This is a genomic window from Kitasatospora sp. NPDC088548, assembly GCF_044753005.1.
Classification (GTDB): domain Bacteria; phylum Actinomycetota; class Actinomycetes; order Streptomycetales; family Streptomycetaceae; genus Kitasatospora.
In genome coordinates, this window is sequence record NZ_JBIVMI010000023.1 from 1 (window position 1) to 16899 (window position 16899).

General features: G+C 74.7%; 6 protein-coding genes. 2 read left to right on the plus strand and 4 right to left on the minus strand.

Features of this window, described 5'->3' with window-relative positions:
* Positions 1–306: 306 nt before the first annotated feature.
* Together ACIP82_RS26245 and tdh are read right to left on the minus strand one after the other, a co-directional pair.
* On the minus strand, positions 307–1500 hold the full coding sequence (locus ACIP82_RS26245) for a glycine C-acetyltransferase (protein WP_363611520.1): 1194 nt from the start codon (positions 1498–1500) through the stop codon (positions 307–309).
* Positions 1501–1519: 19 nt separating this feature from the next.
* The gene (gene tdh / locus ACIP82_RS26250; protein ID WP_363611518.1) at positions 1520–2548 is read right to left on the minus strand and encodes an L-threonine 3-dehydrogenase; all 1029 of its coding nucleotides are present in this window, start codon (positions 2546–2548) and stop codon (positions 1520–1522) included.
* A gap of 510 nt (positions 2549–3058) precedes the next feature.
* Here tdh and ACIP82_RS26255 point away from each other — a divergent pair.
* Both ACIP82_RS26255 and ACIP82_RS26260 read left to right on the plus strand, forming a co-directional pair.
* The gene (locus ACIP82_RS26255; RefSeq protein ID WP_400656941.1) at positions 3059–6100 is read left to right on the plus strand and encodes an AMP-binding protein; all 3042 of its coding nucleotides are present in this window, start codon (positions 3059–3061) and stop codon (positions 6098–6100) included.
* Positions 6101–6339: 239 nt separating this feature from the next.
* Positions 6340–7809, plus strand: coding sequence for a serine hydrolase domain-containing protein (locus ACIP82_RS26260; RefSeq protein ID WP_400656744.1), 1470 nt, complete (start codon positions 6340–6342; stop codon positions 7807–7809).
* A 67-nt stretch (positions 7810–7876) separates the two neighbouring features.
* Here ACIP82_RS26260 and ACIP82_RS26265 read toward each other — a convergent pair whose 3' ends face one another.
* On the minus strand, positions 7877–11128 hold the full coding sequence (locus ACIP82_RS26265) for an amino acid adenylation domain-containing protein (protein WP_400656746.1): 3252 nt from the start codon (positions 11126–11128) through the stop codon (positions 7877–7879).
* The gene (locus ACIP82_RS26270) at positions 11125–16785 is read right to left on the minus strand and encodes an amino acid adenylation domain-containing protein (RefSeq protein ID WP_400656748.1); all 5661 of its coding nucleotides are present in this window, start codon (positions 16783–16785) and stop codon (positions 11125–11127) included. The genes ACIP82_RS26265 and ACIP82_RS26270 overlap by 4 nt, the downstream gene beginning before the upstream one ends.
* Between the last annotated feature and the right edge of the window lie 114 nt (positions 16786–16899).

The following is a 16899-nucleotide window of genomic DNA, read 5'->3' on the forward strand; positions in this document are numbered from 1 at the left end:
CCGCCCCCCCGGGCCCCGCCGCCGTGGGCCGCCTACCCGGGCCAATTTGCGCCTGGGGGCCGGGCCCCCCCCCCCCGGGTGTCATATGGCGGCGGGGCCGACTTCTCACTCCGGGGCAGGAGGGTGGGGCAGGTGGTCTGGTGTGCCGTGCGGCGGAGGCGGGCTGGTCCAGCCTCCGCCGCACGGCGGCTTGGGGCCCGTGGCACGTCCGGTTCCGAGCGGACGGGCCACGGGCGGTCCGGTGGGGCGCACCCGGCGAGGGGCGCCCGGGCGCCAAGCCGAGCCGAGCGGAGCCGCCCCAGGGGGCTACTCCCCCAGGGCCGCCCGGGCGTCGATGAAGGCGGCGACGGCGCGCTCGACGTCCTCGGTGGAGTGGGCGGCGGACAGCTGCACCCGGATCCGGGCCTGGCCGTGCGGGACGACCGGGAACGAGAACCCGATCACGTACACGCCGCGCTCCAGCAGCAGCTCGGCGAGCCGGCCGGCCCTGGCGGCGTCGCCGATCATCACCGGGGCGATCGGGTGGTCGCCGGGCAGGATCTCGAAGCCGGCCTCGGTCATCCTGGACCGGAACAGCGCCGTGTTGGCGGCCAGCTGCTCGCGCAGCTCCGTCGAACGCTCGACCAGGTCGAGCACCTTCAGCGAGGCGGCGGCGATCACCGGGGCGAGCGAGTTCGAGAACAGGTACGGCCGCGAACGCTGGCGCAGCAGGGCGACGATCTCCCGGCGGGCGGCGACGTAGCCGCCGGAGGCACCGCCGAGGGCCTTGCCGAGGGTGCCGGTGATGATGTCGACGCGGTCCAGCACGCCGTGCAGCTCGGGGGTGCCGCGCCCGTTGGGGCCGACGAAGCCGACGGCGTGCGAGTCGTCCACCATGACCATGGCGTCGTAGCGCTCGGCCAGGTCGCAGATCTCGCGCAGCGGGGCGACGTAGCCGTCCATCGAGAAGACGCCGTCGGTGACGATCAGCCGGCGCCGGGCGTCGGCGGTCTCCTTGAGCTGCTGTTCGAGGTCGGCCAGGTCGCGGTTGGCGTAGCGGTGGCGGCGGGCCTTGCAGAGGCGGATGCCGTCGATGATGCTCGCGTGGTTGAGCGCGTCGGAGATGACGGCGTCCCGTTCGTCGAGCAGGGTCTCGAAGACGCCGCCGTTGGCGTCGAAGCAGGAGGAGTACAGGATGGTGTCCTCCTGGCCGAGGAAGGCCGAGAGGCGGTCCTCCAGCTCCTTGTGGACGTCCTGGGTGCCGCAGATGAAGCGCACCGAGGCCATGCCGTAGCCCCAGCGGTCCAGCGCCTCCTTGGCAGCGCCGATCACCTCGGGGTGGTCGGCCAGGCCGAGGTAGTTGTTGGCGCAGAAGTTGAGCACCTCCCCGGGGCGCCCGCCGGTGGTGACGGTGACGGCGGCGCTCTGCGGGCTGCCGATCACCCGCTCGGGCTTGAAGAGGCCGGCCTCGCGGATCTCGTCGAGGGTGGCGGCCAGGTCGTCGCGCACGTTGTCGAACACGGTGTCTCCCTACAGAGTGTCAGACGGTCCAGTCGAGGATGACCTTGCCGCAGCGGCCGCCGGCGGCGTCGTCGAAGGCGGCTTCGAAGTCGGTGGCGGCGTACCGGCCGGTGATCACGGGGTTGAGGTCGAGGCCGCCCTCCAGCAGGACGGACATCGCGTACCAGGTCTCGAACATCTCGCGGCCGTAGATGCCCTTGATGGTGATCATCGAGGTGACGATCGAGGCCCAGTCCACCGGGAACTGCTCGGCGGGCAGGCCGAGCATGGCGATCTTCCCGCCGTGCGTCATGTTGGCGATCATCGACTGCATCGCCTCGGGGCGGCCGGACATCTCCAGGCCGACGTCGAAGCCCTCGCGCAGGCCGAGCTGCCGCTGGCCCTCCTCGATGGTGTGCTCGGCGACGTTCAGCGCCAGCGTGACGCCGACCTTGCGGGCGAGGTCGAGGCGGTACGGGGAGACGTCGGTGATCATCACATTGCGGGCGCCGGCGTGCTTGGCAACGGCGGCGGCCATGATGCCGATCGGGCCCGCGCCGGTGATCAGCACGTCCTCGCCGACCAGCGGGAACGTCAGCGCGGTGTGCACGGCGTTGCCGAACGGGTCGAAGATCGCGGCGACGTCGAGGTCCACCGGCACCCGGTGCACCCAGACGTTGGCGGCGGGCAGGGCGACGTACTCGGCGAACGCGCCGTCCCGGCCGACGCCCAGGCCGACGGTGTTGCGGCACAGGTGGCGGCGGCCGGCCAGGCAGTTGCGGCACTTGCCGCAGACCAGGTGGCCCTCGCCGCTGACCAGGTCGCCGACGGCGATGTCCGCGACGGCCGCGCCGACCTCGGCGACCTCGCCGACGAACTCGTGGCCGAGGACGAGCGGGGTGGTGATGGTCTGCTGCGCCCAGCCGTCCCAGTTGCGGATGTGCAGATCGGTGCCGCAGATGCCGGTGCGCAGCACCTTGATCAGCACCTCGCCGGGGCCGATGGCAGGCGTGGGTACGTCCATCAGCCAGAGCCCGGGCTCGGCCTTCTGCTTGACGAGTGCCTTCACTGCGGCGGCTCCTGACGCACGAGGGGGCGGCCTGGTGTGGGCAGGCCGGCGGGGCCCGGCGGGGTGGCTGCTCCTGCCTCCGTCGCACCGGGCATGGAGCAATCTGCCTGGTGGGAGGGGGTGCGGTCCATCGAGGAATTCTTAAGGGCCGCCACAGCTGGGCTAAACGATCGTGCCCGAGCCCGGCCCGGTGGGCGGTGCGGCGTGCCGGGCGGCACCCGTTCGGCGGAGCGCCCGACGGCGCGCCCAAGGGAGCGCCCAATGGGCGAGCGACGAGTGGGCGGCGGGCGCCCGGAACCGTCCGGGGGCGAACTTCCTTGGCCGTGAAGATCCTTGACGATGTGTAGTGAGGTGTAGCGCACGGCTTCACGGCTCCGCTACGGTCTGGACCAGTCGGCGACCCGGGAGGCCCGCGGTCGCACCGCCCCGCAGCCGGCCATCCCGGGAGTCGTCATCAACGCCCAGAGCACCGCCCGCACCGCGCACCCGCCGCTCACCCTCCCCGATCTGCTGGACCACCGGGCAGCCCGGCATCCCGAGCGGGTGGCCCTGCTGGTGCCGGGCGGCGGCTCCCTCACCTACGGGCGGTGGCGGGAGCGGGCGGTACGGACGGCACACGGGCTGGCCCGGGCCGGGGTGCGGCCGGGCGACCGGATCGCCCTGCTGTTCGCCAACCGGGAGTGGGACGGGTACGCCGTCGCGTTCCTGGCCGCCCACTACGCCGGGGCGGCGGCGCTGGTGATCCGCGAGGACCTGTCGCAGGGCGACACCGACCGGCTGGTCGCGGCCGCCGGGGCGCGCTGGGCGATATCCGGCGACTCGCCCGGGGAGGGCCGCGGCGCCGCCGCCGGGCTCGCCTCGTTCCGGCTGGACGCGCTGACGGCCGCCGGTGGTCCCGGCGGGGAGCCGCCGCACCGGCCGGCGCCCGGGGACGTCGCCCAGGTGATCGGCACCTCCGGCACGACCGGCGCGCCCAAGGGCGTGCGTGCCGCGCACGCCAGCCTCACCGCCGGGCTGGTGGCCGACCCGCGGCCGCGCCCGTACGCCCACTCCCGGTTCGCGGTGCACGCCTTTCCGATCGGGACCAACGCCGCCCAGGTGGTGCTGGTGAACGCGCTCACCGCGCAGCCGGCCACGATCTGCCTGCCCCGCTTCGACGCGGAGGAGTTCGGACGGGTGGTGGAGGAGTACCGGGCGGGCACCGTCTTCCTGGTTCCGTCGATGGCCGTGGAGCTGCTGAACTCGGGTGTCGCCGGGCGGCGCGACCTGGGCGGCGTGCTGCTGGTCAGCTGTTCTGCCGCGGCGCTGCCGGGGGCGGTGGCCGCCGGGCTGGCCGCCGCGCTGCCGAAGGCCACCCTGGTCAACACCTACACCTCCGCCGAGGCCTCGCCCGCCCAGATCTCGGCCATCGTCGACACCCGCAGGCCCGGCTCGGTGGGCCGCCCGGCCGATCCGGCCGACCTGCGCGTCCTCGGCGCCGACGGCGAGCCGGTGCCACCGGGCGGCACCGGGGAGATCTGGCTGCGCCAGCCAGGACCGCCGCGCGGGTACGTGGGCGCGGCCGAGCGGTCGGAGGCGGTCTTCCGGGACGGCTGGGTGCGGATGGGCGATCTCGGCCGGCTGGACCAGGACGGTTTCCTGTACCTGGTGGACCGGGAGAGCGACATCATCAAGTCGGGTGCGCTGAAGGTCTCCACGCTGCGGATCGAGGAGGCGCTGCACGAGCACCCTCAGGTCGCGGACGCGGCGGCGCTGGGCGTACCGCACCCGGTGATGGGCAGTGTGCCGGTGGCCGCCGTGGTACCGGCGGCGGGCGGGCTGGACGTGGACGCGCTGCGGCTCTTCCTGGGGGCCCGGCTGGCCCGGCCCGAGCTGCCGGTGCGGATCCTGGTGACGGACGGGCTGCCGCGCAACCCCAGCGGCAAGGTGGTGAAGCACGAGCTGCGGGCCCGGTTCACGGAGCCCGCGGCGGACGACGGCGCCGGAACCGCGCCCGCGACGGACCGGGAGGTGGCGCTGGCCGCGCTCTGGCGGCGGGTGCTGGGGCGGCCGGTGCGCGCGGTCGAGGAGGAGTTCTTCGCGCTCGGCGGCGACTCCTTCCGGGCGGTGCAGCTGGCCGCCGCGATCTCCGCCGAGTTCGGCGTGACGGCCGGCACGGCGCTGGTCTTCGAGCGGCCCTCGCTGCGGGCCCAGGCCGCCTGGCTCGGCGAGGCGGGGGCGGCCGGACCGGTGGAGCCGGTACGGGAGCACACCGAGGTGTCACCGTTCCTGCGCGCGCTGCGGGCGCGGCCCCACGAGGTGCCGCTCACCGCGCAGCAGGAGAACTTCCTGCGCTGGATGGCCGAGGCGCAGGGCCGCAACGTCGGCTCGGTGGCCGTGGTGTTCCGGGTGACGGAGGCGCTGCGGACGGATGTGCTGGCCGAGGCGCTGCGCGAGGCGGTCCGGCGGCATCCGGCGCTGCGTACCCGGTTCGTGCCGGTGCCGGACGCCGGGGAGGGCGTGGTGCGGACGGTGGTGGACGAGGAGCCGCGGGCGGACGTGCTGCTGGTGGAGGCGCCCGGGGAGAGCGACGAGCAGGTCTCGGCGCGGCTGATCGCCGAGCGGGACCGGCTGACGGACCTGGCCGAGGGGGCGATGACCCGGCTGGCGGTGGTGAGCCGGGGACCGGAGGAGCACATCGTGCTCCTCGCGGTGCACCACATCGTCGCCGACGGCTGGTCGGTGGGGGTGCTGCTGCGCGAGCTGGGTGTGCTGTACTCGGCGCTGCGGCGGGGCCGTCCGGTGCCGGCGCCCCGGCCGGGCCCGGCGTACCGCGAGCTGGTGGAGTGGTCGAACGGGCACTGGCCGGTCTCGCGGGCGTACTTCGGGCGGACGCTGGCGGGGGCGCCGGAGGCGATCGACCCGTTCCCGGGCCGTCGGGTGACCGAGACGGTGCTCAGTGACGCGCACCGGTTCACGGTGCCGGCCGACCGGGCGGAGGCGCTGCGGGCGCGGGCGGCGGAGCTGGGCGCGACGCCGTTCCTGGCGGTGGCGGCGGTGTGGAGCGGGCTGCTGGCGGCGCGCAGCGGGCAGCCGGACCTGGTGCTGATGACGCCGGTGCCGGGGCGGCCGCGGCCGGAGGCCGAGCGGGCGGTGGGGTGCTTCGTGCAGTCGCTGCTGGTGCGGGTGGACGCGAGCGGTTCCCCCGGTTTCGCCGAGCTGCTGGACCGGGTGCGGGCGGCCTCGACGGGCGCGCTGGACCACCAGCTGTACCCGTTCGCCGAGTTCAGCCCGCGGGCCCCGTTCGCCGCCTGGCTGCGGTACGAGAGCTGGAACGCGCCGGCGCAGCTGCCGGGGGTGGCGTGCGAGGAGTGGGAGCTGCCGCGCAACACGACGGTGCCGTGGCCGCTGCCCGGCGGGGACCTGCACGTGCCGGAGCTGATGGCGGCCGAGCAGCCGGACGGGAGCCTGCGGTGCTGGCTGCGGTACAACGAGTACGCGTTCCCGGCGGCGGCGATCGCGGAGCTGGCCGGGGAGTTCGAGGCGGCGCTGGCCTCGGCGGCGGGCTGCTGACCGGCGGTCCGGGCGGGGTGCGGCGGGGCCCGCCCGGGGGTGGGACAGGGGACTCTGGGGGAGAACGGCGCGGGGCGCCAGCGGGGTTGGGGCACTCGGCTGAGCGGTGGGTCCGTTCGGGCCAGCGGGTCGGCGGCCGCCGCGCGGGGCGGTCGTGGCGCGCATACGGTGGCGATCGCTCCCCCACGGCCTCGTGGAGCGCCGCTCCGGGGCCGTCCGGCCAGAGAGGCGCCTCGAACATGACGACGAAGAAACGACGGCCGCACTCCGCCGCTCCCCGCCCCGGCGGGCGGGTGACCGCCGCCGCGCTGGCCCTGACCGGGCTGCTGGCGGGTGCCGGCTGCTCCGGTGACCCGCAGGCGGCCGCCCCGGGCGGGCCGGTGGTGACGGCCGTTCCGGCGGCGGTCAGCCCGACGGCGCCGAGTCCGACGGCGGTGAGCCCGTCGGTGTCGTACCCCGCCGGCTCCCCCGGTTCCCCCGGCAGCGGTTCCCCCGGTGGCACGGGCTCTCCCGGTGCCACCGGCTCCCCCAGTGCCACGGGTTCGGCGAGCCCGTCCGGTTCTGCCAGCCCGTCCGGCAGCGCCGGCCCGTCCGGTTCGGCCTCCGCGTCGGGCGGCGGCGTGGTGGCGCTCACCCCCGACGTCACCGCGAAACTGGACGACGCGGTCAAGCAGGTGCTCAGCCAGGCGTCCGTGCCCGGTGTGATCGTCGGTCTCACCACCCCCGGCGGCAGCTATCAGCGGGCCTTCGGGGTCTCCGACAAGGTCGCGGGCACGCCGATGGTCACCGGGCTGAACATGCGGATCGGCAGTGTGACCAAGACGTTCACGGTGACCGGCCTGCTGCGGCTGGTGGACGCGGGCAAGGCGGGGCTGGACGACCCGGTCTCCGCGTACGTCCCGGACGTGCCGAACGGGGACGCCATCACCCTGCGGCAGCTGGCCGGGATGCGCAGCGGCCTCTTCCCGTACACCTCGGACCCGGACTTCACGCAGGCCGTGATCGGCGATCCGAACCGGGTCTTCACGCCACAGCAGTTGCTGGCGTACAGCTTCAAGCACCCGGCGAACTTCGCGCCGGGCGCGCGGTTCGAGTACTCCAACACCAATACGGTGCTGCTCGGCCTGGTGGTGGAGAAGCTCAGCGGGCAGTCGCTCGGCGACTACCTGAAGCAGCAGGTGTTCGACCCGGCCGGGCTGAACCGGACGGTGTTCCCGACGGACGCGTCGTTCCCGCAGCCGCACGCGCGCGGCTACACCAACCAGACGCCGGACGGGTCGGTCACGGACGCCACGGACTGGAACCCGTCCTGGGCGTGGGCGGCGGGGGCGGTCATCTCCGACCTGTCCGATCTGCAGGCCTGGGCGAAGGAGTTGGCCACCGGTTCGCTGCTGAGCCCGGCGACGCAGGCCGAGCGGCTGAAGTCGCTGCCGACCTCGTCGGCGGACATCGGGTACGGCCTGGGCGTGTTCTCCAACCACGGGTGGATCGGGCACAACGGCTCGCTGCCGGGGTACCAGAGCCTGACGGTGTATCTGCCGCAGGCGCAGGCCACGCTGGTGGTCCTGCTGAACACCGACATCTCGTACCAGGGCGAGGAGCCGTCGACCCTGTTCGGGCAGGCGATCACGAAGATCGTCTCACCGGGGAACGTCTACTCCTTCCCGCCGGCCACCGCCTCCAACTCGCCGTCGCCCGAGGTGGATTGAGTCTGGTCGTGAAACTTCGGCCCGGCCCCCCGGTACCGAGGGGCCGGGCCGCAGTACGCCGGGCCGGCTACCCGGCGAGCCGGCCGGCCGCCTCGGCCTCGGTGAGGGCGTCGATCTCGGCGATCAGCAGGGCCTCGATCCGGGCGGCGAGGGCCGCCGCGACGGGGCTCTCGAAGACGTCGCGGATCGGCACGTCCAGGCCGACCCCGGCCCGGATGCGGGCGGCGACCCGGGTGACCAGCAGCGAGTCGCCGCCGAGTTCGAAGAAGTCGTCCAGCACGCCTACCCTGGGCACCCCGAGCACCTCCTGCCACAGCTCGGTGACCAGTTGCTCGGCGTCGGTGCGCGGTGCCAGGTACTCGCGGCCCGTCCCGGCGGCCGGGTCGGGCTCGGGCAGTGCGGCGGTGTCGAGTTTGCCGTTGGCGGTCAGCGGCAGCCGGTCGAGCGGGACGACGGTGTCGGGGACCATGTAGGCGGGCAGCCGCAGGGCGAGGTGCTCGCGCAGTTCGGCGGGCCGGAGCGCGGCACCCGGGCGGGGGACGGCGTAGCCGAGCAGCCGGCGCCCGTCGCGGACCACGACGGCGGCGCGGGCGACCGCCGGGTGGGCGGTCAGGGCGGCCTCGATCTCGGCGGGTTCGATCCGGTAGCCGCGGATCTTCAGCTGGTCGTCGGCGCGGCCGAGGTACTCCAGCTGCCCGTCGGCCCGCCAGCGGGCCCGGTCGCCGGTGCGGTACATGCGGGCGCCGGGCGCCGGGTCGGGGGCGTAGCGGTCCGGCGGGAACGAGGCCGCGGTCAGCTCGGGCCGGTTCAGGTAGCCGCGGGCGAGGCCGGTGCCGGCGATGTACAGCTCGCCCTCGGAGCCGGCCGGGAGCAGGGCGCCGCGCTCGTCGAGCACGTAAAGGCGGACGCCGGGCAGCGGGCGGCCGAGCGGGGGCCGGCGGGTCTCGTCGGGTGCGCCGAGTTCGGCGGCGGTGACGATGACGGTGGCCTCGGTGGGGCCGTAGGTGTTGACCAGCCGGACGGTGTCGCCGTGCCGGTCGCGCCAGCGGGCGACGGTGTCGGCGCGGGCCTCGGAGCCGCCGAGCACCAGCAGGCGCAGGGCGGCCGGCCAGGGTGCCTGGTCGTCGAGCGAGACCAGCTCCTGCCAGTAGGCGGTGGGCAGGTCGAGCACGGTGACGGAGGCGCCCTGGGGGCCGCGCAGCAGGTCGGGCAGGGTCCGGCCGCCGCCGGGGAGCAGCACGACGCAGGCGCCGGCGGAGAGGGCGGGCCAGAGTTCCTCGGCGTGGGTGTCGAAGCCGATGGAAGCGAACTGGACGATCCGGTCGGCGGGTTGGAGCGCGTAGCCGTCCGGGCCCGCCATCCAGTCGACGCGGGCGGCGAGCGCGGCGTGTTCGACGGCGACGCCCTTGGGGGTGCCGGTGGAGCCCGAGGTGTAGAGGACGTAGGCGAGGCCGGCCGGGTCGGACGGGGCGAACGGCGCGGGCGGCCCGGCGGTCCCGTGGGCGGTCCAGTCGGCGGGCGGCGCGAGGGTCGGCACGCCCAGGTCCGGCCGCGGTCCGCCGGTGGTGAGGAGGAGGGCGGCGTCCGCCTCGTGGAGCATCAGGCGCTGCCGCTCCTCGGGGTGGGCGGGGTCGAGCGGGAGGTAGCCGGCGCCGGCCTTCCAGATCGCCAGCAGCGCGGTGACCAAGTCGAAGGAGGGCGCCATCCGGACCGCCACCGCCCGGCCGGCCACCGGTCCGAGCAGGCCGGCCAGCACGGTGGAGCGGTGGTCGAGTTCGGCGTACGTAAGGTGCTCTCCCTCGCACTCCAGGGCGGGCGCCGAGGGCCGGGCCGCGACCTGCTCGGCGAACCGCGTCAGCACCGGCCGGGCCGCGTCGGGTGCCTCGGGCGCCGCCGGCACGGTGGGCCCGGCGCCGAGGGCGAGCAGGGTGGCACGCTCCTCCGAACCGATCAGCCAGTCGCCGTGCAGCGGGAGTTCCGGATCGCCGACGACCCGCGACAACAGGGTGCGGCAGCGCCGGCCGAGCGCCTCGACGGTGTCGCGTTCGAAGACCTCCCGGTCGAAGCAGAAGGAGAGCGCCATCCCGCCGTCGGCGGTGCGCCAGCTGTCCAGCAGCAGATCGGTCTTGGCCTGCTCGAAGCCCGAGTCCATGCTCGCCGTGCGGACGCCGGCGGGCAGCGACGGCTCGCCGCTGCCGTCGGCCAGTTCGTACTGGCTCTGGTGGACGAAGACGGCCTGGTAGAGCGGCCCGGCGCCGGCCTCGGCGGGCAGGCCGAGGTGGGCCGCGACCCGCTCGACGGGCACGTCCTGGTGGCCGAGCGCGGCGAGCGTGGCGGAGCGGACGCGGCGCAGGACGGTCCGGAAGTCCGGCTCGCCGGTGAGATCGGCGCGGATCACCGCGGTCCTGCTGAAGTAGCCGAGCAGCGGCTCGTACGCGGTCTCGTTGCGGCCGGCCAGCGGGGTGCCGACGACGAAGTCGTGGCTGCCGGTCCAGCGGGCCAGCACGCTCTGGTAGGCGGCGAGCAGCACCATGAACGGGGTGCAGCGCTGTTCGCGGGCCAGCCGGTCGAGTCCGGCGGTGAGCGCGGGGTCGAGGTCCACGGTGAGGAACCCGGCCGGGTGGGCCGGTTCGGCGGGCCTGGGGTGGTCGAGCGGCATCCGCAGGGTGCCGGTGCCGGCCAGCCGCTCGGTCCAGTAGCGGAACGCCTCCTCGGCGGCCCCGCCGTCCGCCCGGGCCCGTTCGGCGCGGGCGAAGTCGCCGTACTGGAGGTCGAGTGGCGGCAGGCCGGCGGGCGCCTCGCCGATCGCCTCGCGGTAGAGGGCGAGCAGCTCGCGCCACATGGTGCGGAAGGACCAGCCGTCGGAGACGATGTGGTGCAGGACCACGCAGAGGGCGTGCTGCCGCTCTCCGGCGCTGATCAGCGCGGCCCGCAGCGGCGGCCGGGCGGCGAGGTCGAACGGCGCGTTGACGAACGGGCGGCAGGCCTCGGTGAAGTCCTGCTCGGTGGCGCCGTCCGGGAGTTCGACCCGGACGAGGTCGATCTCGGCCGGGGGCTGGACGAGTTGGGCGGGCTCCTCACCGTCGAGCGCGAAGCGGGTACGCAGGATCTCGTGCCGGGTGGTCAGCCGGTGGAGCGCGGTACGCAGGGCGGCCGGGTCGATCGGGCCGGTCCAGCGCCGGTTGAGGTACATGTTGAACCCGGCGTCGTCCGGGTGGAGTTGCTGGAGGAACCAGAGTCGGCGCTGCTCGTCCGTCAGCGGGTGGGTGGCGACGGGGCTCGGCGCGCGGTCGGCGCCGTTGCGGTCAGGGCCGGTCATCGGGCGACCTCGTTCTCGGGGTGGTGCACGGCCGCGACGGTGGCGGCGGCCATGGCGACGGGCTCGGCGGCGGACCGGCCGACGGGCTGGACGGCAGGCTGGGTGGTGGGCTCGACGGTGGGCTGGAGAGTGGACCGGGCGGCGGACTGGGCGGCGGGCCGGGTGGTCTGCCGGACGCGGGCCTGGACGGCCTCCAGGCCCACCAGGTCGTCGGACTCGGCGTCCGGCACCTCCTGGTCGAACCGGGCGAGCACCGGGATGCAGAGGCAGATCAGCGCCAGGGCGGCCATGGCCAGGCCGAACACCAGGTAGAGCAGGCCGATGCCGCGGCCCTCGCCGGTACCGATGACCTGGCCGACGGTGGAGGCGAGCGCGCCGTCCTCGTCCATCAGCGGCTGGAGCAGCTTCGGCCCGAACGGCGCCACCAGCGCGAACCCGACCGGCAGGGTGGACCAGGCGACCATGGTGTTGACGGCGATCACGCGGCCGTGGAAGCGCAGCGGCACCTTGGTCTGGATGATCGTCGCGTAGACGCCGTTCACCAGCGCCAGCCCGTACGTCATGCCGAACGCCCCGAGGGCGACCACCAGGATCGACGGGTGCAGGCCGGTGACCAGGCAGGCGGCGGCCAGCGCGAGGGTGGAGAGGAGCACGCCGCGCAGCCGCAGGTGGCGCGGGCCGCCCCAGACCAGCAGGGTGATGCCGCCGAGCACGGCGCCGGCGCCGGCCGCCGTCGAGACCCAGCCGGCCGCCGAGAGCGGGGCGAAGGAGAGCACCAGCGGGGTGGTGAGCAGGAACAGCGGCGAGAGGAAGATGTTCAGCACCGCGAAGAAGAACAGCATCGCCCGGAAGTGGCGGCTGCCGAGGGCCCGGTGGAAGCCGGCCCGGATCTCGGCGCCCACGCTCTCCCGCCGGCTGAAGGCCATCACGTCCGGGAAGCGGACCGCGAGGGTGATGCCGGTGGCGACGACATAGCTGGTCACGTCGAGGGTGAGGATGCCGCCGAGGCCGATCGCGGAGAGCAGGCCGACGGCGAACAGCGGGACGAGGAACTGGGCGAAGCCGAACGCCATCTGGACCACGCCGTTGGCCCGGCCGAGGAAGCGCTTGGGGACGAGTTGCGGCACCGCCGAACCCCAGGCGAGGCGTTGGAAGGTCAGCGCGGTGGAGAGCACGCCGATCAGGACGTAGGAGTGCCAGACCTCCAGGCCTCCGGAGAGGTAGAGCGCGAGCATCACCGCCTGGGTGGCGCCGGCCGCGATGTCGCCGTAGAGCATGATCCGGCGGCGGTCGCCCCGGTCCACGATGGCGCCCGCGATCGGCGCGGCGAGGATGCCGGGGACCAGGCCGAAGGCGGCCAGCAGTCCGAACTGGGCGAGGGAGCCGGTCTTGAGGTAGATCCAGATCGGCAGGGCGAACTCGGTGAGCGCCGAGCCGATCATCGACACCTGCTGCCCGGAGGCGACGGTGAGGAAGCGCCGCATGGTCGGGCGGATCGGCGCGGCCTTCGGTTCGGCCTCGGTCTCGGCCTCGGGCGCCGGGGCCTCGGCGTCCCGCGAGACGCCGGCCAGCCACCAGGTGGAGTCGTCGGCGCGGCGGTGGGCGTCCTCGGTGCCGGCGGCGACGGAGCGGTGGACGGTCGTGATGATGTCGGCCAGCTCGGCCGCGCGGTACTTGAGGTAGAAGTGCCCGGCCTCGTCCAGCACCACCACGGCGGTGGTGCCGGTGATCCGGTGCCACTCGCGGAACCGCTCCTGGTAGAAGTCGGTCGCCGGGTCGCGGTCACCGCAGACGGCGATGACGGGCGCCTTGATGGTGCCGCCCTCGCTCTCGAACAGGCGGGTGAAGTACCGTTCCGCCTCCTTGGTCCCGACCCGGCGGTTGCGCACGATCAGCCGCAGCTGCTCGGCCTCCACCTCGTCGGTGTCCAGACCGGCGGCGGCCAGCGCGTTGATCATGCCCTGGTCGCTGCGCCACTTGTCGGCGAGTTCCGCGAACCACTCGCCCACGGCCGCGCCGCGCCCCTGGGGGCGGGCGAAGGGGAAGATCCCGCCCAGGTGGACGGCCTCGATCTCGCGCCCGGCCGCCTCCACCTGGCGCGCGATCTCCACCGCCAGCCGCACGCCGACGCCGCAGTGGCCGTAGAGGACGACCCTGCCCTCGACGTTCTCGATGATCTCCTGCGCGCAGAGGGCGGCGACCTCGTCGGTGTCCATCGCCTCCTCGCCCAGTTCGTGGCCGGGCACGGCGATCGAGTGCAGCGCCCAGTCCTCGGGCAGCGCGTCCGCCAGCGGCTTGTAGATCAGCGCGCTGCCACCGCCGTACGGTGCGCAGACGACGCTGCCCGCCGTGCGGCGGCGCTCCGGGGTGAGGCGGTGCAGGAGCCGGCGCGGGCCGCGGTCGGCCTGCGGATCGCTCACCAGTGCGGCGAGCTGACGGACCGTCGGGTACTTGAAGAGGTCCATCACGCCGACCGGTGTCGGCAGCTCCGGGAACGCCCGTCTCAGCCGCGCGACCACCTGGGTGGCGAGCAGGGAGTGGCCGCCCAGCTCGAAGAAGTCGTCCAGCGCGCCGACCCGTTCCACGTCCAGCAGGTCGGCCCACATGGCGGCGATCAGCGTCTCGGCCTCGCCGTCCGGCTCGACGAACGCGCCGCTCACCGGGCCGTCCTCGGGTTCGGGCAGCGCCTTGCGGTCCACCTTGCCGTGCGCCTGGAGCGGGAAGCCCTCCAGCGACACGTACCGGGCCGGGACCATGTAGTCCGGCAGCACGTCCAGCAGGCGGGCCCGCAGTTCGGCGGGCACCAGCGGCTCGGGGTCGCCGGGCCGCTCCAGGTAGGCGACCAGGTTCTGCTTGACGCCCTCGCCGCGGGCCAGGACGACGGCCTGGGTGACGCCGGGCAGTTCGGTCAGCGCCGCCTCGATCTCCCCGGGCTCGACCCGGTAGCCGCGCACCTTGATCTGGTCGTCGCTGCGGCCCAGGTAGTCCAGCGCGCCGTCCGCGCGCCAGCGCGCCAGGTCACCGGTGCGGTACATCCGCCCGCCGGGCGGGCCGAACGGGTCGTCGACGAAGCGCTCCCCGGTCAGCTCCGGGCGGCCCAGATACCCGCGCGCCAGCCGGTCACCGCCCAGGAACAGCTCCCCGGTCACCCCCGGCGGCACCGGCTGGAGCGCCTGGTCGAGGACGTAGCAGCGGGCGCCGGCGAGCGGCGTGCCGATCGGCGTGCTCCCGTGCCCGGCCGCCGCGCCGGCCACCACCTCGTGCACGGTGATCCCGACCGTCGCCTCGGTCGGACCGTAGTGGTTGAACACCGCGCACCGGCCGGGCTGCGCCAGTTCCGCGGCCCACGCCCAGGACGACGCCTCCCCGCCCAGCACCAGCGCCCGGCGCGGCAGCAGCCGCTCCACCGGCACGTCCGCCGTCAGCGCCGCCAGGTGCGAGGGCGTCATCTTGAGATAGTCGATCCCCAGCGTCTCGACGGCGTCGGCGAGTTCGACCCCGGCGATCCGGCGCGGCAGCAGATGCACCCGTCCTCCGGTGGACAGCGCCAGGTAGAGCATCGTGATGCTGAAGTCGAACGACAGGGACTGCAGCAGTCCGTAGGAGGCGTCCGGCTCGACCCGCAACCGCTCCCGCACACCCGCCAGGTAGTTCAGGATCTGCCGGTGCTGCACCGCCACGCCCTTGGGCGTCCCGGTCGAGCCCGAGGTGTAGATCACGTACGCCAGGTCGTCCGGCCCCGAGACCTCCGCCAGCGGCCCGTCGTCGCCGGTGAGGTCGTCGACGTCGGTCAGCACCTGGGCACCGGAGTGGTCGCCGAAGCGCTCACGCAGCACCGAGTCCGTGACCAGCACCCGCACACCCGCGTCCGCCACCAGGTGCGCCAGCCGGGCCGGCGGCTGCTCCGGGTCCAGGGGCAGATAGCCGCCACCGGCCTTCAGCACCGCGACCAGCGCCACCGCCAGCTCCGGCGACTGCTCCAGGCAGACCGCCACCCGGTCGTCCCGGCCCACCCCCAGCGACCGCAGCCGCCGGGCCAGCCCGTTGGCCCTGGCCTCCAGCTCCCCGTACGTCACCACCCGGTCCTCGAAGACCAGGGCCGGCGCCGCCGGTGTCCGCGCCGCCGTCCCGGCCAGCAGGGCCGTCAGCGTCGCCGGACCGCCCTCCGGCAGCTCCGGGCCGACGGCCCACCGCTCCAGCACGTCCCGCCGCTCCCCCGCCGTCAGCAGCGGGAGCCGGGAGACCGGCAGGTCGGGGTCGGCGACGGCGGCGGTGACCAGCAGCTCGAAGCGCTCGGCGAGCCGCTGGACGGTGACGTCGTCGAAGAGGTCGGTCCGGTAGGTGAGGAGGCCGTAGAGCCCGCCGTCCTTCTTCTCCCGCATGTAGAGGGCGAGGTCGCCGTGGGTGGTGGTGGCCTCGTACCCGAAGCCCTCGGAGTCGAGCGCCGGGGCGGCGCCTGCGGCCGCGCGGTCGCCGTAGTTCTGGAACGCGAACGTCACCTGGAAGACCGCCGAGCGGCTGACGTCCCGCTCGACCTCCAGGTCCGCCACCATCTGCTCGAACGGCACCTCCTGGTGCGCGTACGCGTTCAGCGTCGTCTCGCGCACCCGGCCGACCAGCCGTCCGAAGCCCAGCTCCTCGTCCAGCCGGGCCCGGATCGGCAGCATGTTGACGAAGGCCCCGACCACGCCTTCCAGTTCGCGGTGGAGCCGGCCGGCCACGGCCGAGCCGATCGCGAAGTCCCGCTGGCCGGAGTGTCTGCCGAGCAGGACCTGGAGCGCGGCCATCAGCACCATGTACGGGGAGGCCCCGTACGCGCGCGACAACTCCCGGACGCCGTTGGCCAGTTCCTCGCCCCAGTGGAACTCCAGCGCGGCGCCGTCGAAGGTGAGCAGCGGCGGGCGGGGCCGGTCGGTGGGCAGTTCCAGCGCGGGGACGCCGTCGAGTTCGGCCCGCCAGTAGTCCCGGGAGGCGGCGAGCGGGCCGTTCTCCAGCCGGTCCCGCTGCCAGCGGGCGTAGTCACCGAACTGGACCTCGAGGGCGGGGAGTTCCGCCAGGGTGCCGTGCGCGTGCTGGGCGTACAGGGCGTCGATCTCGCGGTTCAGGATGTCGATCGACCAGCCGTCGCAGATGATGTGGTGCATCACCAGGGCGAGGACGTGGTCCTCCTCGGCGATCCGCACCAGCAGGACGCGCAGCAGCGGCCCGGCGGCGAGGTCGAAGGGTTCGGTGACCAGGGCGCCGATCTCGTCGGCCGCGCGCCGTTCGGGGGCCGGGTCGGCGGAGGCGTCCAGGAAGCGGGCGGGGAAGGGCGCGGGGTCGGCGATGCGCACCTCGGCGGTGCCGTCCTCGGTGGTCGGGAAGGCCATCCGCAGGCCCTCGTGCCGGGCCGCCAGCCCGGTCAGCGCCGCGTCCAGCGCGGCCCGGTCGAGGGGGCCGCGCAGCCGCCGGGCCGGCGCCAGCGCGTACGCCGTGCTGCCGGGCGCGAACTGCTCCATGAACCAGAGCCGTTCCTGGCCGCTGGAGAGCGGCGGAACCGTCCCGGCGGGCCGGGGGTCGACCGCTCTGGCGGGCGCGGCGGAACCGCGCAGGCGCTGGGCGAGCAGGGCGCGCTTGGTCGCGGACCAGTCGGCAGGCAGGTCCTGGGTATCGGTCATCGGTATTCCATTCGGGCGCACGGCGGGGAAGCGGACCGTGTGAGGCGGGCGGAACGTGCGTCGGGCAGGGGCGGGCGCCCGGGTGGGCGACGGCGGGCCGCGGGGCCGGCCGTC